Annotated in this window: 29 protein-coding genes; 15 read left to right on the top strand and 14 right to left on the bottom strand. The window is 71.2% G+C overall.

Annotation, left to right across the window (positions count from 1 at the left end; translation table 11 throughout):
• Positions 1–82: 82 nt before the first annotated feature.
• On the bottom strand, positions 83–355 hold the full coding sequence (locus JIN95_RS02025) for a helix-turn-helix domain-containing protein (RefSeq protein ID WP_004049512.1): 273 nt from the start codon (positions 353–355) through the stop codon (positions 83–85).
• Positions 356–507: 152 nt separating this feature from the next.
• Here JIN95_RS02025 and JIN95_RS02030 point away from each other — a divergent pair, with 152 nt between their 5' ends.
• Both JIN95_RS02030 and JIN95_RS02035 read left to right on the top strand, forming a co-directional pair.
• A complete protein-coding gene (locus JIN95_RS02030) occupies positions 508–900 on the top strand; it encodes a PPOX class F420-dependent oxidoreductase (RefSeq protein ID WP_200530368.1) in 393 nt (130 codons plus the stop codon).
• 121 nt (positions 901–1,021) lie between these two features.
• Positions 1,022–1,768: a class I SAM-dependent methyltransferase gene (locus tag JIN95_RS02035; RefSeq protein ID WP_200530369.1), complete on the top strand. Its 747-nt coding sequence runs from the start codon at positions 1,022–1,024 to the stop codon at positions 1,766–1,768.
• A gap of 1 nt (position 1,769) precedes the next feature.
• Here the strand turns inward: JIN95_RS02035 and JIN95_RS02040 are convergent, their stop codons facing one another.
• On the bottom strand, positions 1,770–2,189 hold the full coding sequence (locus tag JIN95_RS02040) for a TRAM domain-containing protein (protein WP_095636284.1): 420 nt from the start codon (positions 2,187–2,189) through the stop codon (positions 1,770–1,772).
• A 161-nt stretch (positions 2,190–2,350) separates the two neighbouring features.
• Between JIN95_RS02040 and JIN95_RS02045 the strand changes: the two genes are divergently transcribed.
• On the top strand, positions 2,351–3,256 hold the full coding sequence (locus JIN95_RS02045; RefSeq protein ID WP_200530370.1) for a dihydrodipicolinate synthase family protein: 906 nt from the start codon (positions 2,351–2,353) through the stop codon (positions 3,254–3,256).
• Positions 3,257–3,302: 46 nt separating this feature from the next.
• Here JIN95_RS02045 and JIN95_RS02050 read toward each other — a convergent pair whose 3' ends face one another.
• Positions 3,303–4,088 carry a YkgJ family cysteine cluster protein gene (locus tag JIN95_RS02050; RefSeq protein WP_200530371.1) on the bottom strand — a complete coding sequence of 262 codons (786 nt, stop codon included), beginning with the start codon at positions 4,086–4,088 and terminating at the stop codon, positions 3,303–3,305.
• Positions 4,089–4,207: 119 nt separating this feature from the next.
• On the opposite strand from JIN95_RS02050, the gene JIN95_RS02055 reads away from it, so the two are divergent.
• The gene (locus JIN95_RS02055; RefSeq protein ID WP_095636719.1) at positions 4,208–4,654 is read left to right on the top strand and encodes a DUF5788 family protein; all 447 of its coding nucleotides are present in this window, start codon (positions 4,208–4,210) and stop codon (positions 4,652–4,654) included.
• 4 nt (positions 4,655–4,658) lie between these two features.
• Here the strand turns inward: JIN95_RS02055 and JIN95_RS02060 are convergent, their stop codons facing one another.
• The 7 genes from JIN95_RS02060 to JIN95_RS02090 form a co-directional block, all read right to left on the bottom strand.
• Entirely contained in the window at positions 4,659–5,666 is a 1,008-nt protein-coding gene (locus JIN95_RS02060; RefSeq protein ID WP_200530372.1) for a hypothetical protein, read from the bottom strand.
• A 72-nt stretch (positions 5,667–5,738) separates the two neighbouring features.
• Positions 5,739–6,209, bottom strand: coding sequence for a Rieske 2Fe-2S domain-containing protein (locus JIN95_RS02065; protein WP_095636288.1), 471 nt, complete (start codon positions 6,207–6,209; stop codon positions 5,739–5,741).
• Between the two features lie 449 nt (positions 6,210–6,658).
• On the bottom strand, positions 6,659–7,279 hold the full coding sequence (locus tag JIN95_RS02070) for an NfeD family protein (RefSeq protein WP_200530373.1): 621 nt from the start codon (positions 7,277–7,279) through the stop codon (positions 6,659–6,661).
• A gap of 207 nt (positions 7,280–7,486) precedes the next feature.
• Positions 7,487–7,804, bottom strand: coding sequence for a hypothetical protein (locus JIN95_RS02075; RefSeq protein ID WP_200530374.1), 318 nt, complete (start codon positions 7,802–7,804; stop codon positions 7,487–7,489).
• A gap of 77 nt (positions 7,805–7,881) precedes the next feature.
• Complete coding sequence (gene pyk, locus JIN95_RS02080) at positions 7,882–9,639, bottom strand: pyruvate kinase (protein ID WP_095636291.1); 1,758 nt, start codon at positions 9,637–9,639, stop codon at positions 7,882–7,884.
• Between the two features lie 109 nt (positions 9,640–9,748).
• The gene (locus JIN95_RS02085) at positions 9,749–10,255 is read right to left on the bottom strand and encodes a metal-dependent hydrolase (RefSeq protein ID WP_200530375.1); all 507 of its coding nucleotides are present in this window, start codon (positions 10,253–10,255) and stop codon (positions 9,749–9,751) included.
• Between the two features lie 96 nt (positions 10,256–10,351).
• The gene (locus JIN95_RS02090) at positions 10,352–11,287 is read right to left on the bottom strand and encodes an FAD-dependent oxidoreductase (protein ID WP_200530376.1); all 936 of its coding nucleotides are present in this window, start codon (positions 11,285–11,287) and stop codon (positions 10,352–10,354) included.
• A gap of 166 nt (positions 11,288–11,453) precedes the next feature.
• On the opposite strand from JIN95_RS02090, the gene JIN95_RS02095 reads away from it, so the two are divergent.
• The 8 genes from JIN95_RS02095 (at position 11,454) to JIN95_RS02130 (ending at position 14,369) form a co-directional block, all read left to right on the top strand.
• Positions 11,454–11,864 carry a hypothetical protein gene (locus JIN95_RS02095; RefSeq protein ID WP_200530377.1) on the top strand — a complete coding sequence of 137 codons (411 nt, stop codon included), beginning with the start codon at positions 11,454–11,456 and terminating at the stop codon, positions 11,862–11,864.
• Between the two features lie 146 nt (positions 11,865–12,010).
• Entirely contained in the window at positions 12,011–12,277 is a 267-nt protein-coding gene (locus tag JIN95_RS02100) for a 50S ribosomal protein L37ae (protein WP_200530378.1), read from the top strand.
• A 4-nt stretch (positions 12,278–12,281) separates the two neighbouring features.
• Positions 12,282–12,416, top strand: a complete 135-nt coding sequence (locus JIN95_RS02105; protein ID WP_004049526.1) for a DNA-directed RNA polymerase subunit P — start codon at positions 12,282–12,284, stop codon at positions 12,414–12,416.
• An 18-nt stretch (positions 12,417–12,434) separates the two neighbouring features.
• A complete protein-coding gene (locus JIN95_RS02110; RefSeq protein ID WP_200530379.1) occupies positions 12,435–12,698 on the top strand; it encodes a KEOPS complex subunit Pcc1 in 264 nt (87 codons plus the stop codon).
• A gap of 112 nt (positions 12,699–12,810) precedes the next feature.
• On the top strand, positions 12,811–13,194 hold the full coding sequence (locus JIN95_RS02115) for a prefoldin subunit beta (protein WP_095636720.1): 384 nt from the start codon (positions 12,811–12,813) through the stop codon (positions 13,192–13,194).
• A 6-nt stretch (positions 13,195–13,200) separates the two neighbouring features.
• Complete coding sequence (locus JIN95_RS02120; RefSeq protein ID WP_095636296.1) at positions 13,201–13,491, top strand: DUF3194 domain-containing protein; 291 nt, start codon at positions 13,201–13,203, stop codon at positions 13,489–13,491.
• 172 nt (positions 13,492–13,663) lie between these two features.
• The gene (locus JIN95_RS02125) at positions 13,664–13,861 is read left to right on the top strand and encodes an HVO_0649 family zinc finger protein (protein ID WP_095636297.1); all 198 of its coding nucleotides are present in this window, start codon (positions 13,664–13,666) and stop codon (positions 13,859–13,861) included.
• A gap of 82 nt (positions 13,862–13,943) precedes the next feature.
• Entirely contained in the window at positions 13,944–14,369 is a 426-nt protein-coding gene (locus JIN95_RS02130) for a universal stress protein (RefSeq protein ID WP_095636298.1), read from the top strand.
• Between the two features lie 27 nt (positions 14,370–14,396).
• Here the strand turns inward: JIN95_RS02130 and JIN95_RS02135 are convergent, their stop codons facing one another.
• The 4 genes from JIN95_RS02135 to JIN95_RS02150 all read right to left on the bottom strand — a co-directional run bounded on the left by JIN95_RS02135 (position 14,397) and on the right by JIN95_RS02150 (position 17,810).
• The gene (locus tag JIN95_RS02135; protein WP_200530380.1) at positions 14,397–14,951 is read right to left on the bottom strand and encodes a GMP synthase subunit A; all 555 of its coding nucleotides are present in this window, start codon (positions 14,949–14,951) and stop codon (positions 14,397–14,399) included.
• 123 nt (positions 14,952–15,074) lie between these two features.
• Positions 15,075–16,553, bottom strand: a complete 1,479-nt coding sequence (truD, locus tag JIN95_RS02140; protein ID WP_200530381.1) for a tRNA pseudouridine(13) synthase TruD — start codon at positions 16,551–16,553, stop codon at positions 15,075–15,077.
• On the bottom strand, positions 16,554–16,892 hold the full coding sequence (gene pth2 / locus JIN95_RS02145) for a peptidyl-tRNA hydrolase Pth2 (RefSeq protein ID WP_200530382.1): 339 nt from the start codon (positions 16,890–16,892) through the stop codon (positions 16,554–16,556). It lies immediately after the preceding gene.
• A 117-nt stretch (positions 16,893–17,009) separates the two neighbouring features.
• Positions 17,010–17,810: a bacteriorhodopsin gene (locus JIN95_RS02150; RefSeq protein WP_200532096.1), complete on the bottom strand. Its 801-nt coding sequence runs from the start codon at positions 17,808–17,810 to the stop codon at positions 17,010–17,012.
• Positions 17,811–18,142: 332 nt separating this feature from the next.
• On the opposite strand from JIN95_RS02150, the gene JIN95_RS02155 reads away from it, so the two are divergent.
• The 3 genes from JIN95_RS02155 to JIN95_RS02165 all read left to right on the top strand — a co-directional run bounded on the left by JIN95_RS02155 (position 18,143) and on the right by JIN95_RS02165 (position 22,022).
• Entirely contained in the window at positions 18,143–18,568 is a 426-nt protein-coding gene (locus JIN95_RS02155; RefSeq protein ID WP_200530383.1) for a plastocyanin/azurin family copper-binding protein, read from the top strand.
• A gap of 108 nt (positions 18,569–18,676) precedes the next feature.
• Positions 18,677–19,522, top strand: a complete 846-nt coding sequence (locus JIN95_RS02160; protein WP_200530384.1) for a sulfite exporter TauE/SafE family protein — start codon at positions 18,677–18,679, stop codon at positions 19,520–19,522.
• A gap of 1 nt (position 19,523) precedes the next feature.
• Positions 19,524–22,022, top strand: a complete 2,499-nt coding sequence (locus JIN95_RS02165; protein ID WP_200530385.1) for a cation-translocating P-type ATPase — start codon at positions 19,524–19,526, stop codon at positions 22,020–22,022.
• Positions 22,023–22,083 lie beyond the last annotated feature (61 nt).

Here is a 22,083-nt window from a genome sequence, read left to right on the forward strand (position 1 = left end):
TCGAGGCCGAGGATTAAAAAGGGCTCTGTGCGGGCGACAGCGCGGTCGCGCCGCGATCGGTCGGCGAGCGTCCGGGCGCGCTTCAAACAGTCAGGTAGTACACCTGCTTGCGCGCGTCCTTGAAGCTGTAGCGGGAGTCCACGAGCCCCTCCTCCTCCAGGCGGTTGAGCGCGTAGCGGACGGTCCGGTCGGGGAGCAGCGACTCGTCGGCGAGGCCGCCCTGCGAGAGCGGGGCGTCGCCCTCCAGCACCTTCGCGACGAGTTTGGCGCTCGGGGGGAGTTCGCGTAAGCGGTCGCGGTACTCGGCTTCCGACAGGCGGTCCTGGTCAGCGGTCTCCGCGGGACTGGTACTCATGTCTCATGCCAAATCCGCGCCTATTGGTAAAGGTTGGCTACATATAGGGCAATCCGATTGGAATAATATAATGTGTTAATATCACAGCTCAGACGGCTGTCAATCCCGATCGATCAGGCGTATTTTGACGCCGTGGCGCGTCCGATCGGTCGATGATCCCCGAGTCGCACGTCGACATCTTCGAGTCCGAGTCATACGCCCACCTCGCGACGGTAATGCCGGACGGGACGCCGCACGTGACGCCGGTGTGGGTCGACCACGAGGACCGCGAGTACGTCCTCGTCAATACGGCCCGCGGCCGCCAGAAGGAGCGGAACGTCCGCCGGAACCCGAGGGTGGGCGTGAGCGTGCTCGACCCGACGGACCCCTACCGGTACGTCTCGGTGCGCGGTGAGGCCGAGCTCACCGAGGAGGGGGCGACCGAGCACATCGACGAGCTCGCGCGGCGCTACTTCGACGTCGACGAGTACCCCCATCACGGCGAGGAGTCCGGGTCGCGGGTGTTGGTGAAGATCCCGGCCGAGACCGTCACGACGAGCGGGTAACCGGCTCCGTCCCGTCGCTCGGGCCGCCGACCGTCGTGAGACCGGTCGGCGCCGCCGCCGTCGAACGCTCGCCGACCGCATCCAGTACGGTTTTGTCGGTCGGGCGTGCAGTACGCACAACGTGAAGGGACAGGACTGGTACCAGGCCGACGAGGTCGCGGAAGAGTACGAGGACGTACGGTTCTCCGGCGGCGGGGAGCTCATCGACCGGCGCGAGAAGGAGGCGGTCCTCTCGGCGCTCGGACCGATCGAGGAGGGGCACCGCGTGCTGGAGGTCGCCTGCGGCACCGGCCGGTTCACGACCATGCTCGCGGACCAGGGGGCCGACATCGTCGGGCTCGACATCTCCCGCGAGATGCTCGAACAGGGCCGCGAGAAGGCGGCCGAGTCGGGGCTTTCCGACACGCTGGAGTTCGTCCGCGGCGACGCCTCTCGGCTCCCGTTCCCCGACGACCACTTCGACTCGGTGGTCGCGATGCGCTTCTTCCACCTGATGGACGACCCGGTTCCGTTCCTCTCGGAGCTGCGCCGCGTCAGCGCCGATCAGGTGTTCTTCGACACCTTCAACAGCCGCAGCCTGCGGACGCTGTACACCTGGCTGCTCCCGATGGGGTCCCGGCTCTACTCCGAGAAACAGGTCGTCGACATGCTCCGCGCGGCGGACCTGACGCTCGCCGGCGAGGAGCACGACTTCGTGCTGCCGTACGGCTTCTACCGGGAGCTTCCGGGGCCCGTCGCGAAGCCGTTCCGGGTGCTCGACGAGCTCGTCGGCAACACGATCCCGGGCGACTACGTCGCGTCCGTCTCCTACTGGGACGCCCGGATCCCCGGAAACGAGGGCTCGGCGGAACCGGACGCCGCCGAGTGAGCTACGGCGACTCCTCGACGACTTCGCCCACCGCGAAGTTCGATTTGACTTCCGTTACCTCGATTTTCACGCGCTCGCCGACCTCCGTGTCCGGGACGATGATCACGTACCCCCGCTCGACGCGGGCGATCCCGTCGCCCTGCTTGCCGAGGTCCTCGATCTCGACGTAGCGCATCTCGCCGGGCTCGACCGGGGGTTGGGGGCCGTCGTCGTCGGCGCGGGACGCCGAGGCGTCGACGCCCTCGTCGGCCGTCTCGGTCGCCTCGGACTCTGACCGAGAGATGAGCGCGACGCGGTACGTCTCGCCCGGCTCCAGCGAACCGGTCTCGACCTCGCGTCGCGGGACGTCGACGACGTACTCGCCGTCCTCCTCGCGAACGTCGGCGCTGAACAGACAAAGGAGCTTCTCTGAGATCTCCATAGTAGACTCCAGCGAAACGTGGTGACGGACCAGTATAGTTGTACCGCCGACACGCCCGCGATCCGTTCGGACTCCGGGCGGTGCGTTCGTAACGGGGGTCGCCTCCGGCAACCGTCGCCACCGGACCAAGGCCTTTCTCGGCGCCCGCCGAACCGACACGCATGACCGAACCGGAGTTCCGACACGGTGCCGTCTCGTCCCCGATCGTGACGCCGTTCGACGCCGAGGGCGGCGTCGACGCCGACGCGCTCGCGACCCACGTCGAGGCGCTCGCCGACGCCGGCCTCGACGGGGTCGTCCCCTGCGGGACGACCGGCGAGTTCGCCAGCCTCACCGACGCGGAGCGACGGACCGCGATCGAGACCGTCGTCGAGGCGGCCGACGACGGGCTCGCCGTGATCGCCGGCGCGGCGGACACGACGGTCTCGGGCGCCCACGATCGGCTGCGGTTCGCCGCCGAGGCGGGCGCCGACGCCGGGCTCATCACGCTCCCGTACTACCACACGTCGACGAGCCTCGACGGCCAGCGGGCCTTCTTTGAACGGGTCGCCGACGGCTCTCCCCTCCCGATCTACCTGTACGACATCCCGGCGACGGTCGGCGAGCCGATCGACCCTGGGGTCGTCGGCGACCTCGCCGACCACGAGTCGGTCGTCGGGTTGAAGGACACGTCCGGCGACCTCACCGGGCTCGACGCCGCCCTCCGCCGGAGCCCCGACTCGTTCACCGTCTTCCAGGGCGTCGACGCCCAGCTCTACCCGACCGCGTCGCTCGGCGTCGACGGCGGGATCAACGCGCTCTCGCAGGTGATCCCCGAGGCGTTCGTCGCGCTCGGCGAGGCGCTCCGCGCCGGCGACGACGACCGCGCGCTGTCGCTCCACCGGGACGCGATCGCCCCGGTGTTCGCACGGTGCGCCGAGCACGGGTTCGCGCCCGTCGCGAAGGTCGGGGCCGCGCACCGCGGGTTCATTCCGGACCCGCGGGTCCGCCCGCCGCTCACGCTCCCCGACGCGGCGGCGCGCGAGGCGATCGCCGCCGACGTGGACGCGGCGCTCGACGCGGTCTGAGGGGAGAAGCGGGCGGTCGCCGGCGCGCCGGGGCGGCGGAGCGCGCTCACTCCCCGTCGATCGGCGTCCCGTCGGCCTCCTTCGGCCCCTCGGAGTCGAAGACGACCGCGTCGCCCTCGGCGCGCTCGGCGGCGGTCGGGTCGTAGCCGTCGCGCACGCCGATCGCCTCCTCCAGTTCGCGGACCGCGCGCTCCTTGAGCGACGCCGCCAGCGCCTCCGCGTCCTCGCGGGAGATGTCGCGGCCGAGCCCCTCGCACTCGTGGGCGCGGACGACGCCCGCCTCGTCGACCGCCTCGCCCATCGGCTGGCTCGTCCCCTCCAAGGCGACGCTGAACGGGTAGGTCCGGCAGATGAGCGGTCGGGCGTCGTGGACGGTACACGCTCCCTGCCCGTCCGTCTCCTCGTAGAAGGTGCAGTCGCCGCAGTCGTCGGTCGCGAGCGCCCACTCGAACGTCTCGCCGGTCGGCTCGCCGTCCTCGTCGGCGGAGAGTCCGAAGGGCATGGGACGGGCGACGTCGCGCCAGTCGTACGGCTCGCCGAACTCGGCCTCGGCGGCGTCGGCGACCGCGCGGACCTCGTCCGGGAAGACGGTGGCCGTGTGGGGTTCGCGGTCGGTGGCGTCGCGGTCGTCGGTGGCGTCGCGGTCGTCGCTGTCGCCGGCGGGCCCGTCGACACCCTCCCCCGCCGGCGCGCCGCCCGGCTCGTCGGGCGCGTACCCCGTACAGCAGCCGCCGCAGCGCGTGCACTCGAAGCCGATCGACTCGATGGCGTCGGCGAGCTCGCCGGGGTCGAGGTCGCGGGCGCGGTCGAGCTCGGCTTCGAGCGATTCCATGGGACCGCTTGCGGCGCGGGCGAGTTAACCCCGTTCCTTCGCTCGCTGCGGTGCCCTCCGAGGGCGGAGCGAGGCGCGCGGCGAAGGAGCGAAGTGCGACCGCCCCCTACCGACCGGGCGTGAAGGAGTACGAGCGGAAGGGGCTCTTGGAACGCGTCAACCGCGAGGCGGCGACGGTGGGCGCCGACATCCCGGAGGAGATCGAGATTCAGGGCGAGCCGATCGAGCTTCGGTCGTTCGTCTTCGAGATCAAGCGCCGCGACACGGTCCCGCCCGGCGAGCGCGAACGGGTCGAGCAGGCGAAGCGGAACCTGCGGCGCGAGCGGTTAGAGCGGCTCGAACCCATCGAGGAGAACGAGGTGAGCTACGACCGCGGCGAGGAGCTGGCGGCCTCGATCATCGGCATCGACCGCGCGCTCGACGCGCTGGAGGGGCTCGACGCGCCCGACCCGGAGACGGAGGCGAAACGGCAGGAGGCGGCCGACCGCAAGCGCTGGATGAGCTTCCTCAAGAAGGCGCTCGGGCGGGACGACGCGGGCGGCGCGGGCGGTCGGACGCGCTTCTAACCCCTCAAGGCGACTCGTCGCCGGCCGGCAGAAACCGGAGCCGGTAGTCGTAGTACCGGTCCTCGTAGCGGATCCGATCCGCCCCCGACTCGCTCACCCCTCCGTCGTTCCGAACGTCGCCGTCGAGGTACGGGCGCTCGTGAAACGCCCGGAGCACCTCAGCGTACCCGTCCGAGTACGGGTGCGACTCCTCGTACCCGTCGTGTCTGGCCGCTTCGATCACCTCCAGCGCGTCGGCCGAGAGGTCGTCGCCGTCGATCCGCGCGCCGACGGTGCGCGCTCGGAGGATCGCCTCCATCTCCGCGGGCGACTCCGCGACCGGCTCCGCGACGGCGCGGTACACGGGCTCGTAGAACCGCTCGCGGGCGACCGCGACCCGATAGACGATGTCGCGGTACGTGACGCGGGACGGCCCGTCGTCGGCGAGCAGCGCGCTCGCGTCGACCGCCTCCTCGTCTCGGTAGACGTATCCTCCGCGCTCGACCAACCCGACCGGCATCCCGCCGGCGTTGTCCCGCGCCCGCGCCGCGAAGTGCGCGATCTCGACGGCGCGCCGGTCGCCCTCCGGGAGCGCCTCGGCGTCGGCGGCCTCTGGCTCGTCGGTTTCGGGGTCCTCGACCCCGAACAGCCGCAGCACCGGTCGGGTCGCTGCCGCCTCGTCGACGACGACGGAGCTCAGCCGGTAGTACGTCCCCTCGTGGACGGCGTAGGTCGGGTCGTCCGGCGTCGAGAAGAACGGCGTCCGGAACTGCGTGGTGTGCGTCTCCCCGCGCCGGGCGGCCGCGAACGCCCCGTCGTCCCACCGCGTATCGGTCTCCGCGGGGTCGACGACGGCGCCGTCTCGGAGCGTCTCTCCCGCGTCGCTGAGGCTGAGCGACAGGACGCGGTCGGCGTCGCCGTCGTTCGCTGGGCCGCCAGTCACCGACCCGTCGAGGCAGCCGGCGATTGTGCCCGCTACCGCGGCGAGGCCGCCAGCGAGTAGCCGGCGCCGGGAGGGCTTCGGAGTGTGCATACCCGTCGTACGTCGGGCCCCCATAAATGCGCCGGCGTTGCACAAAGAGCCGCTGTCGTCTCCGCGTTCTCCTCAGTTCCCCGTGAAGTCGATCCGCGAGTCCCCGGCGTCGTCGTCGCGGGTCGCGTGGCCGAGCCGGACGAACTCGTAGGCGTCATCGGCGAGGTACACGTCGTCGCCGTCGACGGTCACGTCGACCGACTCCAGAACGGCCCCCTCGCAGGGCCCGAAGTTGCAGTAGCCGCCGTCGGCCTCGAAGGTGGCGCCGTGCTTCTGGCAGAACACCTCGCCGTTCCGGACGAACGCCCCGTCGTCCTTGTCGAGGCGCACGTCGGTCCAGTGCTGACAGTAGTTGCGGAACGCCCGCACCTCGCCGGCCGCGCGGGTGAGGATCGCCTCCGCCTCGGGGGTACCGTCCGCGGCCTCCCCTACGTCGCCCTCGCCCTCGTCGACCGCGTCGGCGTCGACCGGCCGCAGCGTCACGAGCAGCGTGCTGTCCTCGGGAACCTCCTCGACGGCGGCGATCCGGCGGTCCGCGTCCATACGCGTTCGTGACTGGCGGCGCGTTTTAACTGATCGATAGCGTGGAGTTCCGTGACGAGTTCCGACGCCCGGTCGATCGCTTATAAATCGTTGACAGCGGATCGGCGGTGAACGCCTCCAAAGCCCCAGTCGGGAGGACGGCGCACGTTCGCTGCGGTCCTCAGTCGCTCGCGCTGCTCGCTCCTTGCGGTCCTTACGTCACCTGCGCCGTCCTCCCGACTGCCCCTTTGAGTCCCGCCCACCCCGCACCGCAACCGCACCTCACGCCTCCCCAGCCTCGTCACCGGACTACGTCCGGTTGCAAGCGAGAGCTTCGCTCTCGCCCTGTCGCTGGCGCCTTATAAGGCGCCAGCGACTCCCTCGCACGCGCTCCTCGTGGCCGCCGAGGGCGGCCACTCGGAGGCGCGCGCCACCGCAGTCCGGTTTATAAGCGATCGTCGCTGCCGCAGTCACTCGCGTTCGGTCTCGGTCTCGCGTTCTGGTTCGCCGCCGTCCGCGCTCTCTTCGGCCCCCCGCTGCGCCTCCTTCCGCGCTCGGTCCGCGGCGAGCTCCCTGTCGATGTCGTCCTCGACGTACCCCATCGACTCCACGGTGACGACGTTGCCGCCGCCGGGGTCGACGACCATCACCTCCTCGCCCTCCTCGATCGTCCCCTCGATCGAGCGCGCGGAGTAGTGGGGGTTGAACCCGCCGCCGGAGAGCTTCACCTCGCCGCCGGCCGTGGTCACCTCCTCGGTGACGACGCCGGTTTTCCCCTTCAGCGCGTCGCTGTCGCTCGTCTGCTGCTGCCCCTTCCCGCCGTACAGGTCGAACTCGTGGTAGCCGTAGAAGGCCGCCGCGCCGAAGAGGAGCGTCAGCATCGCCATGACGAGGGTCAGCCCCGCGCCGACGACGCCGAGCGACGTGAGGAGGAGGCCGCCGAGCCCGGCGCCGATCAGCGCGATCCCGACCACGATGAAGTTCGCGCCCGGAGCCAGCGCCTCCGCCATCGAGAGCAACAGCCCGGCCGTCAACAACAGCAGGGGCAGCGTGTCCGGAGCGAGGAGTCCGGACTGCACGAGCACGTCCATGTCCGGACGTACGGCCGCGGCGGTATAAGTGGTGGTGCGGGAGGGCGGCGGTGCGGGAAGGTGGCGGTGCGGCAGGATGGCGGTGCGGGAAGGTGGCGGTGCGGCAGGATGGCGGTGCGGGAAGGTGGCGGTGCGGCGAGATGGCGGTGCGGGGACGGAGCGGGTGGGCGGCAGTGCCGGAGGGCGCCGGACCCGGCCGGCAACCGATCAGAACCCGACGAAGAGGACGCCGAGCGTGAGCACGACGCCCAGCGCGACGAAGACGGCGTTCTCGGGGTCGATCGATCCCGGTTCGATCGGCTCGTCCTCGGGCGTGTGCGTGTCCTCGGTGACGCCGTCGGGACCCACGTCGTCGACGGCGAACCGCCACTGGCTCTCGTCGTCGCCCTCGTCGTCGCCCCCAGGGTCGTCGGCGCGGGTCTCGTTCGCCCGGCTCCGCACGTCGCCGCCGTCGTCGCGGCGGTTCTCCCCGTCGCGGTCCCCCCCGTCGCCGCTCCCTCGGTCGCGGCCGTCGTCGCTGCTCATACCGGCGGCTAAGCGACTCATCAGTAAATGGCTGGCGGGTGGGGGCGGTACGCGAAGCGAGCGTGGAAACCGCGTCGCTACCGCTCCCGCGCCGCCGCGATCACGTCGCCGTCGTAGACCACGCCCCGCTCGCCGTCGACCGTCACCACGGTCCCGTCGGCCACGCTCTCGGGGAGGCGCGCGCCGGAGACCATCGGAACGCCGAGCTCGCGCGCGACCACGGCCGGGTATCCCGTCATCCCCTCGCGGGCGTCGACGATCCCGGCGAGCCCGTCCAGATCGCCCGTGAACTCGCCCTCGAAGTTCGGGCCGAGCGCGACGATCGACCCCTCGGGGACCTCGCTCAGGTCGCCGTCGGCGGTGCGGTACACGGGGGCCGCGACGCTGCCGGCCACGACCGCCTTGCCGGTCACGAGCGTCTCGGCGGCGACGTGGACCTTGAGCGTGTTCGTCGTGTTCGTCCCCTCGAACTCGGTCAGCATGCCGGAGAGCACGACGAGGGTGTCTCCCGACTCGGCCCCGCCGCGGTCGAGCGCGGCGTCGACCGCGTTGTCGAGGATCGTCTCCATGTCGTGGGCGTACTCGGTGAGGACGGGACGGACGCCCCACGAGAGCGCGAGCTGTCGGCGGACGCGGTCGTTCGGGGTCGTCGCCACCACCGGGACGCCGGGGCGGAACATCGCCGTCTTGCGGGCCGTAAAGCCCGACTCGGAGACGGCGACCACGGTGGAGGCGCCGATGTCGCGCGCGAGGTAGCGCGCGGACCGGGCCAGCGCCTCGGTCCGCGAGCCCTCGGCGGCGGCCGGGACGCGCTGCTCGCGCGTCTCCGCGTACTCGTCGCTGGACTCGACCTCGCGGACGATGCGGTCCATCGTCTCCACGACGTTGACGGGGTCGTCGCCGATGGCGGTCTCGCCGGAGAGCATGACGGCGTCGGTCCCGTCGAGGACCGCGTTCGCCACGTCGGACGCCTCGGCGCGGGTCGGCCGCCGGGAGGAGACCATCGAGTCGAGCATCTCCGTCGCCGTGATGACGGGGACGCCCGCGTTGACGCACTTGCGGATGATCCGCTTTTGAATGACGGGCACGTCCTCCAGCGGGCACTCCACGCCGAGGTCGCCGCGGGCGACCATCACGCCGTCGGCGGCGTCGACGATGCCGTCGAGGTTCTCGACCGCGCCCGCGCGCTCGATCTTCGCGACGATCGGGATGTCGTCGGCGCCGCGCGCCTCGAGGGCGTCCGCGATCTGATAGACGTCGGCGGCGTCGCGAACGAAGGAGGCCGCGACGAAGTCGGCGTTCGCCCGCGCCGCGAGGTCGAGCTCGGCCTCGTCCTCGGCGGTGATGAGGTCCACGTCGATGGCGACGCCCGGGAGGTTGACGCCCTTCCGCGAGCTGAGCTTCCCGCCGGAGACGACGGTGGCGACCACCGACTCCCCGTCGACGCGCTCGACCCGACACTCGATCCGGCCGTCGTCGAGGAGGACGGTGTCGCCCGGTTCGGCGGCGCCGATCGAGTGGGTGAGGCCGACGCGCTCGGGCGTGGCGTCGTCGCCCTCGACGAACGTCACCTCGGACCCGGTCGCGAGCTGGATCGGCTCCTCCAGTTCGGCGGTGCGGACCTCCGGCCCCTTCAGGTCGACCATCACCGCGAGGGGGTCGTCGATCTCGTCGTCGACGGCGCGCGCGCGTTCGATGACCTCCTCGCGGTGGGCCGTCGTCCCGTGGCTGGCGTTCAGCCGGACGACGGACATCCCCGCGTCGGCGAGGTCGCGGATCGCGTCCCGGTCGTCCGACGCGGGACCGATCGTACAGACGATTTTGGCGTTTCGCATGTCGCCGGATTCGGCGCAGGGGCGGAAAAAGCCACACGGTTGAGTCGCCACCGAGTGAACGTTCGTGATGGTTGCTCGGATCACCGACTGCGCTCCCGGAGCCGGCGGCTCAGGGCGTGAGCGCGACCGACAGCGCGAGGGCCGCGACGCCGAGGCCGAGGAACAGCCGGTTCGCGCGGGGGTTCGCGGCCGGCGTCAGGTCGAAGGTGACGTGCCACGTCGAGAGGGGGCGGAACGGCCGGATCCCCATCGGCGTGATCACGTCGGCGGCGACGTGCGAACAGAGCGAGAGGGTCGCGACGCCGCCGGCGAAGGCTGGGGTCCACGCGGGGAGCGCGAATCCGCCGCTCGCGAGGAGGTCAGTCCCGCCGCTCGCGGGGAAGACGAGCCCGCCGGCGACGGCGACGACCGCTCCCGTTGCGACCACGAACCCGACCGTGTGCGTCGGGCCGCGGTGCGCGACCGGCAGCCGGTGATCGAGGTCCGGGACCGTCGCGAACGCGACGGCGACCGCCGCGCCGAGGACCGCCAGTCCGGGCTCGCCGGCGACGCGGACCGCCGCCGCGACCGGCGCGTACGCGAGGAGCGCGATCCCGACGTGGCCCCGCCAGTACATGGCCGACGCTCGGGGGATTTCGGTAATAAACCCGTCGAGGGAGGGAGAGCCGTCAGCGGGGGGTTCCGCCGCAGTCAGCGGTCGCGAGGGCTTCCTTCAGTCGTCGGCCGGCGCGGGCGCGCTCCCGGTCGACAGGCTCACGTCGGGGCCGTCGACGCCGAGCTCGTCGAGGGCGCTCTGGGCGGCCTTCTTGCCGGAGACGAGCATGGCGCCGAAGGTCGGCCCCATCCGCGGGAGGCCGTGGGCGGTCGCGACCGCCATGCCGGAGGCGATCAGGCCGTCGTGGACGACGCCCGTGTGCTCGACCACGGCGTCCTCGCTCTCGCCGACCCACATCGAGTCGTGGCCGGGCGAGTCGTGGCCGGGCGCGCCGTACTCGCCGTCGCCGGTCTGGTCCATCCCGGTGTTGTGCTCCTTCGCGTGCTCGATGCCGGGCGCCGAGAGGACGCCGCGCTCGTCGAGCTTGCTGATCGCGACCGCGTCGTGGCCGGTCGCGTCGATGACGAGGTCGGACTCGACCGCGATCGGGTCGACGCAGGTGATCTCGCGCGGGAGCGCGTGGACGGGGGTCCAGTTCATCACGATCCCGCCGACGCGGTGGTCCTCGCGGACGACCAGGTCGGTGAACTCCGTCATGTTCTGGACGCGCGCGCCGGCGTCGCAGGCCGCCTTGATCAGCCCGGAACAGGCCTCCGGGCCGGCCGCGGTGTAGAGGCCGTCGACGTCCTCGACCGGCTCGTAGTCGACGTCGAGGTCCTCGAGGATCTCCTGTGCAGGGTCGCGGACCGTCACCGTGTTCATCAGGAACCCGCCGAGCCAGAACCCGCCGCCGAGGTAGTTGTTCTTCTCGACGATCATCACCTTCACGCCGCGCTCGGCGAGCTCCTTCGCGGCCATCAGCCCGGACGGACCGCCGCCGAGGATGATCACTTCCGAATCGGTGAACTCGAGGAATCCGTCGGTCCACTCGTTGCCGATCGCCTTCGTCACGTCGGTCTCGCTCACGTCGCTGAAGCCGTCGAATCCGTGCATACAACCAAGTAGTATTACCAAGTAGTGAAAGGCGTTGCGGTCGAGGTGGGAGAGCGGATACCGGCGGGAGAGCCTCTCGTCTCGGCGACTCTCGTCGCTCTCGCGGCTCCGCGAGGAGACCCGGACCGTCGAAGGAGCTTAGTGGCTCTCTCGGAGAGGCTGTTCCATGCCCTCCAGACGCCGGATCGTCGCGCTCGCCGGCGCGGCGGCCGTCGGCGGCGGTTTCACCGCGTATCACGGACTCACGGGCTGTGACGAGACCGCCTGCTTCGAGTTCGAGTATCACGGCGCCGATGACGCGGCAAACAGGTTGGACGTTCGGCACACAGGCGGACGGGAGACCCTGCGAGCGGGCGACGTGTACTTCGACGAGGTCGTCGTCGACTGGGAGTCTCGCGAGACGGGCGCCCGATCGTGGGCGGAACTGGACGGCGAGCTGGAGGCGGAAGACGTGATCGACGGCGACGAGATACGACTCCGGCTTATGACCGGAACCGACATCGTGGAGATCCAGTGGCGGCGGGACGACGACGAGCGGGTCGTCGAAGCGTGGGTGTACGACGACGACGTGTCGTGACCGGGGTTCGGTGGAACCGACTGCTTCGTGAGGAGAGCGAATCGATCCGGCTCCCCGACGACTCGACACGGGGAGTCGATGTCGCCGGGATCGGCTCGACTCGACTCGTAGCCTTTTTACCCGCGCTGGCGGTAGACGCAGTCACTATGGCTGAGGACAAGGCACGAAGCACCGGCAGCGCGGGCCGATTCGGCGCCCGCTACGGCCGGGTCTCCCGCAAGCGGGTCCAGGACATCGAAGAGGAGATGCAGAACGCGACCGTCGACGGCGACGACGTCACGCGTAAGGGTACCGGCATCTGGGTCAACGAGGAGACCGGCGAGACGTTCACCGGCGGCGCGTACCGCCCCGAGACGCCCGGCGGTCGCACCGTCCGCCGCTCCATCCGCGCCGCGCTCTCCGACGAGGAGTAAGGCGATGAGCTACAAGTGCTCCCGCTGTAAGCGCGACGTCACCCTCGACGAGTACGGCGGCGTGCGCTGTCCGTACTGCGGCCACCGCGTCCTCCTGAAGGAGCGCGGCGGCGACGTGAAAGAAGTCAACGTCGAGTAGCCCGGGACGCCTCCGACCGTGACGGCGACCCGCGCACACGAAACGGTCCTCACGTTCTCCTACCCCTCCGAGCGGCGCGCACGGCTCGTCGGCGACGCGCTCGAACCCGAGGTCGGCGAGATCGACGACGCCCGGTCCGCCGCGACCGTCGCCCGCGACGGCGACGCGGTCCGCGTCCGCGTCGTCGCCGACGACCTCGTCGCCCTCCGCGCCGGGATCAACAGCTGGTCGCGGCTCGTCGAGGTCGCCGAGCGCGTCGGGGCAGCGGGCGGTCGGCAGTAGCTCGACCGCCGTTTTCCTGCTTCTCCAGTGCTGTACCCGACGGATCGGTCGGCGGCGGAGAAGTCGGGGGTTTTTCCGTCCGGGCCGCCTCGTTGCGCCCATGCAAGGGAACATGCCGCCCGAGGCACAGGAGAAGATCGAGGAGCTACAGGAGCTGCAGGAGACCGCACAGCAGGTCGCCGAGCAGAAGGAGCAGGCGCAGTCCGCGCTCAACGAGTCCAAGACGGCCCTCGACGCCCTCGAAGACGTCGACGAGGACGCCGGAATGTACCGCGAGATCGGCGAGGTCCTCGTCGAGACGGACTACGAGTCCGCCTACGACGACCTCGAGGACAAGGTCGACTCCCTCGAAGTCCGCGTCGAGCAGCTCGAGAAGCAGGAGGAGCGCGTGCAGGAGCAGTTCGACGACCTGCAGGGCGAGCTCCAGCAGATGCTCCAGGGCGGCGCCGGCGGCGGCCCGATGGGTCCGGGCGGTCCGGGCGCGGGCGGCGCGTAAGCGCCGATGTCCGACGGATCGAGCGACGGATCGACAGCCGAGCCGACCGACGGGCCGACTGACGAACCCGCGGACGACGAAGTCGTCCGCACCGCCGCGGAGGCGGCCGAGGGCGTCGTGTTCGCCCACTACGACCAGTCGGCGGTGACCGACCTGGACGTGACGGTCACGTTCGAGGAGGGCGTCCTCGACGTCGACGTCTACCTGAACGCCCCCGACGACCCCGACCCGGACGCCGTCGCCCGCGAGGCGGCCGAGACCGCCGGCGAGGCGGTCGACGAGTTGTTCGAGGCGTAGGGCGGCGCACCGCCTTTTCGGACCGCGGTGCTGATCGAGACGGAGAGCGACGCGTCTTCTCGGACCGCTGTGGCGGCCGAACCGGAGAGGGACGCGCACGTCGCCGGCGCGTTCGTCTCCGCGATCCGGCCGATCGATAATTATTAATCATGTTATTGTGTATTGGTACCGTATGTCATCCAGCTACGGCGGCACGTCGGCCTTCGATCGGCTCCGCGCGCGGCTCGACGGGCAGTCGCACGCCTGCGAGGAGTGCGGGTTCGTCGACGAGGAAGGGTCGTGGGAGGCGGTGACGTCGGGCGCGACCGTCGAGTACCGCAGAGAGTGCCCGAGCTGCGGGACGGAACGCGTCCGGCGGTACCGGCTCTGAGGACGACGGATCCGACGGCGACCGACGGCTCCGACCGAGATACTGCGAACCGTTAACACCTACCGGTCCGTGGGGTACCGACATGTACGACGCGATCCTCTGTCCGACCGACGGGAGCGCCGGGAGCGACGCTGCGATCGAGCAGGCCTGCGATCTCGCCGCGCTGACGGGCGCGCGTATCCACGCGCTGTTCGTCGTCGACGAGGGGATCGCCGGGGCCGACGAGTGGGACCTGGTCGTCGAACGCGAGGAGGAGCGCGGCGAGCGCGCGCTCGACGCGGTGGTCGAGACGGCCGCGAACCGGGACGTGGAGGCCGAACCCCACCTCCGGCGCGGTCGCCCCCACGAGGAGATCCTCGACGCCGCGGCCGACTACGGGGTCGACCTGATCGTGATGGGGACCCACGGCCGCACCGGGATCGGGCGCTTCGTCACCGCGGGCTCGGTCGCCGAGCGGGTGGTGCGACACAGCGAGCTCCCGGTGTTGACGGCCCACATCGGCGAGTAATAGCTGATCGGGAGGTTAGTCGCTCTCCTACGCCGACTCGCAGATCGCGACGAAGTTCTCGAACACTTCCTCGCCGCGCTCGGTGTGGGCGACCTCGGGGTGCCACTGGACGCCGTAGAGCCCCGCGTCGGCGTTCGACATCGCCTCCACGTCGCAGACGTCGGAGGTCGCGGTCCGGACGAACCCCTCGGGGACCTCGGTCACCTCGTCCGCGTGGGAGGCCCAGACGCGCGTCTCCGGCGCCAGCGACCCGACCAGTGAGTCCTCGTCGTCGACGATCTCCACGTCGACGTCGGCGTAGCCGCCGTAGTCGCCGCCGCCGACCGCGCCGCCGCGCTCGACCGCGATCAGCTGCATCCCGAGGCAGATCCCGAGCACGGGGACGTCCAGATCGAGGTACTCCGGCGCGTTGCCGACGCGGTCCATGTCGGGGCCGCCGGAGAGCACGATTCCGTCGGCGTCGAGCTCCGCGGGGGGTGTGTCCGCCGAGACGATCTCGGTGTCGACGCCCACGTCGCGGAGCGCCCGCCGTTCGAGGTGGGTGAACTGGCCGTGGAGGTCGATGACGACGATCCGGGTCATGGCTCCGGTTGGCGGCTCCCGCACAAAAACGGCTCGGAACGGAGCGCAGTATCGTGGTGGTTTCGGACGTTATCGACTGTCGATGATCCACACATGCGGATCGATATGCGGAGCGCGCGCCGATCAGAGGTCGAGCGGCCCGCTTTTCGTGAACTCCCGGAGCAGCACCGTCGCGTACGACCCGCTCGGGAGCGCGAACGCGAACCGCGGGTCGCCGTCCTCGAACGTCACGTCGAGGTCGGTTCGGAGGAGGATCGCGCGGCGGGTGCCCGACGAGTCGAATTCGCCCGGGAGCGCGAAGTCGCCGGGCTCGATCCCGGCGTCGTCGAGGACCTCTCGCTCGATCTCGCCGGGCTCGCCGTCGCCGAGCTCCGTCTCGGTGCCGACGAGGGGCGCCGTGACGAACGCCCGCCCGCGCTCGCAGTGGCGGGCGACGACGGAGACCCGGTCCTCGTCGACCCGCTGGAGCCGGTCCGTGTCGGGGGCGTACAGCTCGTCGGGCGCGTCGCCGTCGGCGAAACAGGCCACGTCGCCGGCGACCGGGCGGTCGAACGGGAGCCCGCGGCGCAGGCGCTCGCTCACGATCCGGTTGAACAGGGACGACTGGGCGGCGTTGACGAAGAGCCGCTGGAGGTTCGAGGGGACCGCCTCCAGCGCGTGCCGCCAGTCGTCGCCGTCCGGCGGCGCGTCGGGGGCCACGTCGCGCTCGGCGAGCCGATGGACCATCGAGCGCTCGAACCGGAGCTTGCCCGGGATCGCGTCGAGGCAGGCCTCCCAGTCGCCGTCGCCGGTGCCGTCGGCGGCGGGGCCGGAGTCGTCGCCGGTCGCCTCGCTTCCCGTGTCAACCCCGAACGCGGCGTCCACCCGGTCGCGGGCGGCGCGGGTGTCGTCGGGTTCCGTCTCCGCGGGGTTGCCGGCGTAGAGCCGCACCGCCTCGCGGAAGTCCCCGCGGACGACGGCGAGCCCGACGCGGTGGGTGACGGGCCGCCGGCTCCCGAAGCGCTGCTGGCCGAAGTAGTTGGGGACGCCCACGGTGGCTGCGTCGTCGCCGGCCGGACCACTGGCCGCCGAGTCTCCCCCGTCGCCGCCGAACGCCCGCAGATCGCTCACCGCGTCGGCGACGCGCTCGGGCGCCTCGCTCACTGCGTCGGCGACCCGGATCTCGAAGGCGTTGCCCGCCAGATCGCCGAACGAGAGCCCGCGGCCGGCGCGGCCGAGGGCCTCGATCTCCGCGCCGCGGATCTCGGGGAGCTCGTCGGGGTCGACCTCGCGGAGCGTGAACAGCTGAGTGGTGACGGCGCGCTTGTCCTTCGTCCCCGCCCACGAGACGCGCTCGCGGCTGACCCCGAGGGCGTCGGAGATCCGCCGCGCGAAGTCGTTCGTGTCCCAGTCGCGGAGGGTGACGCGGACGACGAGCTCGGGGTAGCTCCCCGGGTCCGCGCCGAGCGGCTCCGGCTCGAACGCCTCCAGCTCCCGGACGCGGAAGTCCTCGGGCGACTCGCGGAGCCGGCCGCCGATCCCGTCGCCGTCGCTGACGTAGAAGTCGATCCCCGCGGCGCGCTCGGCCGGGTGCGCCTCGCGGAGGGGGCTCTCTGGCGCCATTCAGTACAGCGAGAGGTCGCCGGTCACGCGGTCGACGGTGTCGTCGCGGGCCGGTCCCACGGCGAGCGCGGTGACGGTCCCCGGCTCCAGCTGAGTGTGGCCGGCGTCGCGGACGATCGCGTACGGGATCCCCTCCCTGTCCGCCTTGTCCGCCAGCTCGAACAGCTGGCTCTCCGAGTCGCCCTTCAGCACGACCTTTTTCTGTCCCTCGCCCTGCCACTTCTTGCGGGCGCGCCGGCTGGCGTCTTGGTACGCGGACAGCGACGCGTGCGCGACCTGCGCGGCGAGCTTCCCCTCGCCCATCCCGATGTCGGTGCGGGCGACGATGGCCTGTTTCATGTCTCCGACCACCGCCGCCGCGGGTTTAGCGTTTGTCTCTCGTCCGCCGGTTCGCGGTCGGCGAGTGTCGAGACGGGCCGAAAACGGGTCTGCGACGGCGACGCCGCGATCGCGTCGTCAGTCGTCGGCCGGCGCCGCGCCGCCGCGGGAGGCCGAACCGAGTCCCGAAGCCATGTCGGCGACCGTGCGCTCGTTGCTCGCGACCCACCGCAACAGGAGGAACGCGAAGAGGTACTTCGCGACGATGTCCATCCCGCTGTAGGCCCACGAGGTGATGGCGATGTCGAGCACCGCGAAGCCCTCGGCGCCGAGCGCCCAGACGATCGGGTAGCCGAGCCACAGGACGACGGTGAGGATCTTCAGCGTGTTGAAGATCTCGGCGGTGCCGGCGACCTCGGCGTCCTGAGCCCACTCGGCGAGCAGGATGTACAGGACGACGACGAAGAACGCGCAGCTGATGCCGTACCAGACCCAGCGAAGCAGGTAGGAGGACGTGGTCAGCGCGGCCGCGAGCCCCGTGACGCACATCCCGATGTCGGCCGTGACGGCCGTGAACAGCTTCGTCGCGTTCGATCCGGCGAGCAGGCCGAGCGCGATGAGGATCATCGGCGTCGACAGCGCCCACGTGAGATACCGCCCCCACGGGGTGAGCACTTCCTGCCCCGCCAACGTGTGCCCGGCCGGCATCTCGAGGAAGCTTACCGTCAGCCCGGAGACGAGCCCGGTGTAACTCGAGATGGACACCAGCGGCACCATCAGCGTGGCGACGAAAATCAGCTGCGCGCGGGGATCCTCCACGTTCCGACCCATATACACGAACAGGAGGATCGACAGGCCCGCGAGGGCGATGTTGATCCAGAGCGACGCGGCCAGCAGCCCGTCGCTCTGGATGGCCTGGAAAATCTCGGCTTGAGTCATTTCGAGCGGGACGGTTCCGCTTGCGATCAGGTCAGCCGTTGCTGTTTCGATCATTCGACACCTATCGGTACGAGAGGAACCGGGTAAACGGTACCACCCAACTAGTTGGGTTTTGCCGTGTATTTTTCATTCTGTGTCGGATTATTCGGATCATTTTTCTTATTACCTACATCAGCAAACGCGCGTTTCTCACGCTCGGGGATCGACGATCGGTTCGGGGTAGACGGCCGGTGTGAGACGGCGTCACCGCGATCGCGGCGTCCGCGGCGAGACGTTCTCACTCGGCGGGGACGACCGCGGTATTGAAACGACTGAGGACCGCAGTTAGGGGTATGTACCGCAGACGGTTCCTCCGACGGGTCGGCGCGGCCGGGGGCCTGGCGGCGACGACCGCCCTCGCCGGCTGTTCGGCGGTCGGGGGCGACCCCGGCTACGACGTGGGAATGGTCGCTGACGCGTATCGGCCGGCGGAGCTGACCGTCTCCGTCGGCGACACCGTCGTCTGGGAGAACACGAGCGCGCGGGCCCACACCGTTACCGCCTACGAGAGCGCGATCCCGGACGCGGCCGACTACTTCGCCTCCGGCGGCTTCGACGACGAGGTGACCGCCCGCGAGGCGTGGCACGACGACTTCGGCGGCATCTTGGAAAGCGGGGACCGCTTCTCCCACACGTTCGAGGTCCCCGGCCGCCACGACTACGTGTGCATCCCCCACGAGACCGGGGGGATGGTCGGAACCGTCGTCGTGGAGGAGTGACGTGGGGGGTTCCCGATCCCACCGCTTCCTCCTCCGGCTCGACCGCTCGCTCCCCGGCCCGACGAAACCCATTAGCGCGCGCGACCCCTACCACGGGTGACTCGACTCATGGACCTCTCGCCGCTTCTCGGGACCGACGTCCTGCTGTTCCTCGCCATCGGACTGCTCGGCGGCGCCCACTGCATCGGGATGTGCGGCCCGCTCGTTACGGTGTACGCCGGCCGGATGCGCGACGGGAGCGAACGCGCCGACGGCGGGGGAGCGACCGGCGGGGCCGCCGGCGGAACCGGCCGGTCCGCCGACCGGCGCGGGAGCCACCTCACGACCTACGAGGTCCGCCAGCACGCGCTGTTCAACCTCGGCCGCGCGGCGAGCTACGCGACGATCGGCGCGGCGCTCGGCGCGCTCGGCGGGGCCCTCCTCGTCACGACTGCGACGCTGACCGGCGCGGCGGAGGCGGTCCGCGGCGCCGTCGGCCTCGTCGTCGGCGCGGCCGTGATCGTCGTCGGCGTCCGGTACGCGCTCGGCGGCGCGACCGGCGGGGTCCACCTCCCCGGCCTCGACCGCGTCACCGGGTGGCTCACCGGGCACGTCGACCGGCTCGCCAACGGGCCCGGGATCGTCGGGCTCGGCGCGGTCCACGGGCTGCTCCCGTGTCCGATCCTCTACCCGGCGTACCTCTACGCGTTCGCCAGCGGCTCCGCCGTCAGCGGCGCGCTCGCGCTCGGCGCGCTCGGCGTCGGGACGATGCCGGCCGTCTTCCTCTACGGCACGGTCATCGAGAGCGTCGACGCGGTCCATCGCCGCCGGGTCCACCGCCTGCTCGGCGTCGCCTTCGTGGCGCTCGGCTACGTCCTGTTCGCGCACGGGTTGATGGCGGTCGGCGTCCACGTGCCGCACCCGAGCCTCCCGTTCTGGAACCCGCTCGACGCGGCCGCCGCGGGGGGAATGTGAGATGAGCGCGCCCGACTGCACCCTCTGTGAGCTCCCGACCGCCGGCGTCGACGTGGTCGACGACGAGGGCAACGCGTTCTGCTGTACCGGCTGTCGAGACGTGTACGAGTCGCTCGGCGACGTCGATGTCGACGCGGAGGCGGTTCGCGAGCGGCGGCAGGGGGAGGGAGACGATTCCGCCGACGCACAGGTCCCAGCCGGCCACGAGGCGACCTTCCTCGAGGTCGACGGGATGCACTGCGCCACCTGCGAGGCGTTCATCGAGACGGTCGCCACGCGGACCGAGGGGGTCAGCGCCGCCAGCGCGAGCTACGTCACGGACACGGTGCGGATCGACCACGACCCCGACGCGGTCTCCCCGGACGACCTCTCGGAGGCGGTGAGCGGGCTCGGCTACAGCGCGTACGACCGCGACGACGCCTTCTCCCGCCGGCAGGCGAACAACATGGCGACGGCGCGGCTCGCGGCGGGCGTCATGGTCGGGATGGCGGTCATGTTACAGTACATCGTCATCATCTACCCGACGTACTTCGCGTTCCCCTTCTACAACGAGCGCACGCTGGAGTACCTCAACCAGGCGATGTCGTCGACCTCGGGGACGTACTTCTTCATCGTGATCGGCGTGTTGACGACGCTCGTGCTGTTCGTCACCGGGAAGCCGATACTCAGGGGGGCGTACGTCAGCGCGCGGACGCGGTCGCCGAACATGGACTTGCTCGTCGCGATCGCCGCGCTCAGCGCGTACGTCTACAGCACCCTCGCCGTGATCTTCGTCGAGTCGCCGTCGATCTACTACGACGTGACGGTCGCGATCATCGTGATCGTCACCGTCGGGAACCATTACGAGGACTCGATCAAGCGGCGCGCGACCGAGCTCCTCTCCGATCTCACCGCGGTGCAGGTCGACAGCGCCCGGCGGATCGTCGGCGTCGACGCGGCGGGAGCAGAGAGGAACGGCGGCGAGGCCGAGGGGAACGGTGGCGAGACTGAAGAAGTCGCCATCGAGGACCTCGCGCCCGGCGACCGCCTGCTCGTGCGCGCCGGCGAGCGCGTCCCGGTCGACGGCGAGGCGGTCGCGGGCGACGCCGCGGTCGACGAGTCGGTCGTCACGGGCGAGTCGATGCCGGTCCGGAAGGCGCCGGGCGACGCCGTGGTCGGCGGCTCCGTGGTCGCGGACGGGTCGCTGACGGTGGAGGTCGGCCCGGACGCGACCTCCAGCCTCGACCGCGTCGCCGAGCTCGTCTGGGACCTCCAGAGCGGGAACCACGGCGTCCAGAAGCTCGCCGACCGGCTGGCGACGGTGTTCGTCCCGGTCGTGCTCGCGGTCGCGCTCCTCGCCGCGGGGGCCAACCTCGCGCTCGGCAACGGTGTGACCGAGGCGATGCTCGTCGGGCTCACGGTGCTCATCGTCTCGTGTCCGTGCGCGCTCGGGCTCGCGACCCCGCTGGCGGTCGCCGCCGGAATCCGCGACGCCCTGGAGCGCTCCATCGTGATCTTCGACGACACCGTCTTCGAGCGCCTCCGGGGCGCCGACACCGTCGTCTTCGACAAGACCGGGACGCTCACCACCGGCGAGATGCGGGTCGTCTCCGCCGACGTCGACGACGACCTGCTCCGGCTCGCGGCGGCGGTCGAGGAGCGCTCGGCGCACCCCGTCGGGCGGGCCATCGCCGCGGCGCGGGCGGTCGCTGACGGCGGGACGGTCGAGGCGACGGAGGCGGTCGACGGGTCGGACGCCGCCTCCCCCTCCGGCGACGCCCTCGCGGTCTCCGACTTCGAGAGCCACGCCCGCGGCGTCTCCGGCGTCGTCGACGGCGTTCCGGTCGTTGTCGGCCACCCGGACCTGTTCGACGAGCGCGGGTGGACGGTCCCCGAGTCGGTCCGCGAGGCGGTCGCGGCCGCCCGCGACGTGGGGCGCGTCCCGGTCGCCGTCGGCCGCGACGGCGCCGCGGAGGGGGTCGTCGTGGTCGGCGACGAGCTGCGCGAGGGGTGGGACGAGACCGTGACGGAGCTGGCCGACTCGGGCGTCGAGGTGGTCGTGCTGACCGGCGACGACGAGCGCGCGGCGACCGTCTTCGCCGAGCACGACGCGGTCTCGTCGGTGTTCGCGGGCGTGCCGCCGGAGGGGAAAGCCGAGACGGTCGAGCGGCTGAAGGCGCGCGGGCGGACGGTGATGGTCGGCGACGGGACCAACGACGCGCCGGCGCTCGCCGCGGCCGACCTCGGCGTCGCGCTCGGCGGCGGGACCGCTATGGCGGCCGACGCGGCCGACGTGGCGATCGTCGACGACGACCTCGGCTCCGTGGCCACCGTCTTCGAGCTCTCGCGGGCCGCGGGGCGGCGCGTGAAGGGGAACATCGGCTGGGCGTTCTGCTACAACGCGGTCGCGATCCCGCTCGCGGTGACGGGCCTCCTCAACCCCCTCTTCGCCGCGGTCGCGATGGGCGCCTCCAGCCTGCTCGTCGTGACGAACTCCTCGCGGGCGCTGTTGGACGACTGACCGGGGCACCGGACTGCCGGCGACCTGACCCCTCCGTCGGCCGGCCTGACCGCCCTCCGAT

Source organism: Halorubrum sp. LN27, assembly GCF_016635065.1.
Taxonomy (GTDB): domain Archaea; phylum Halobacteriota; class Halobacteria; order Halobacteriales; family Haloferacaceae; genus Halorubrum; species Halorubrum salipaludis.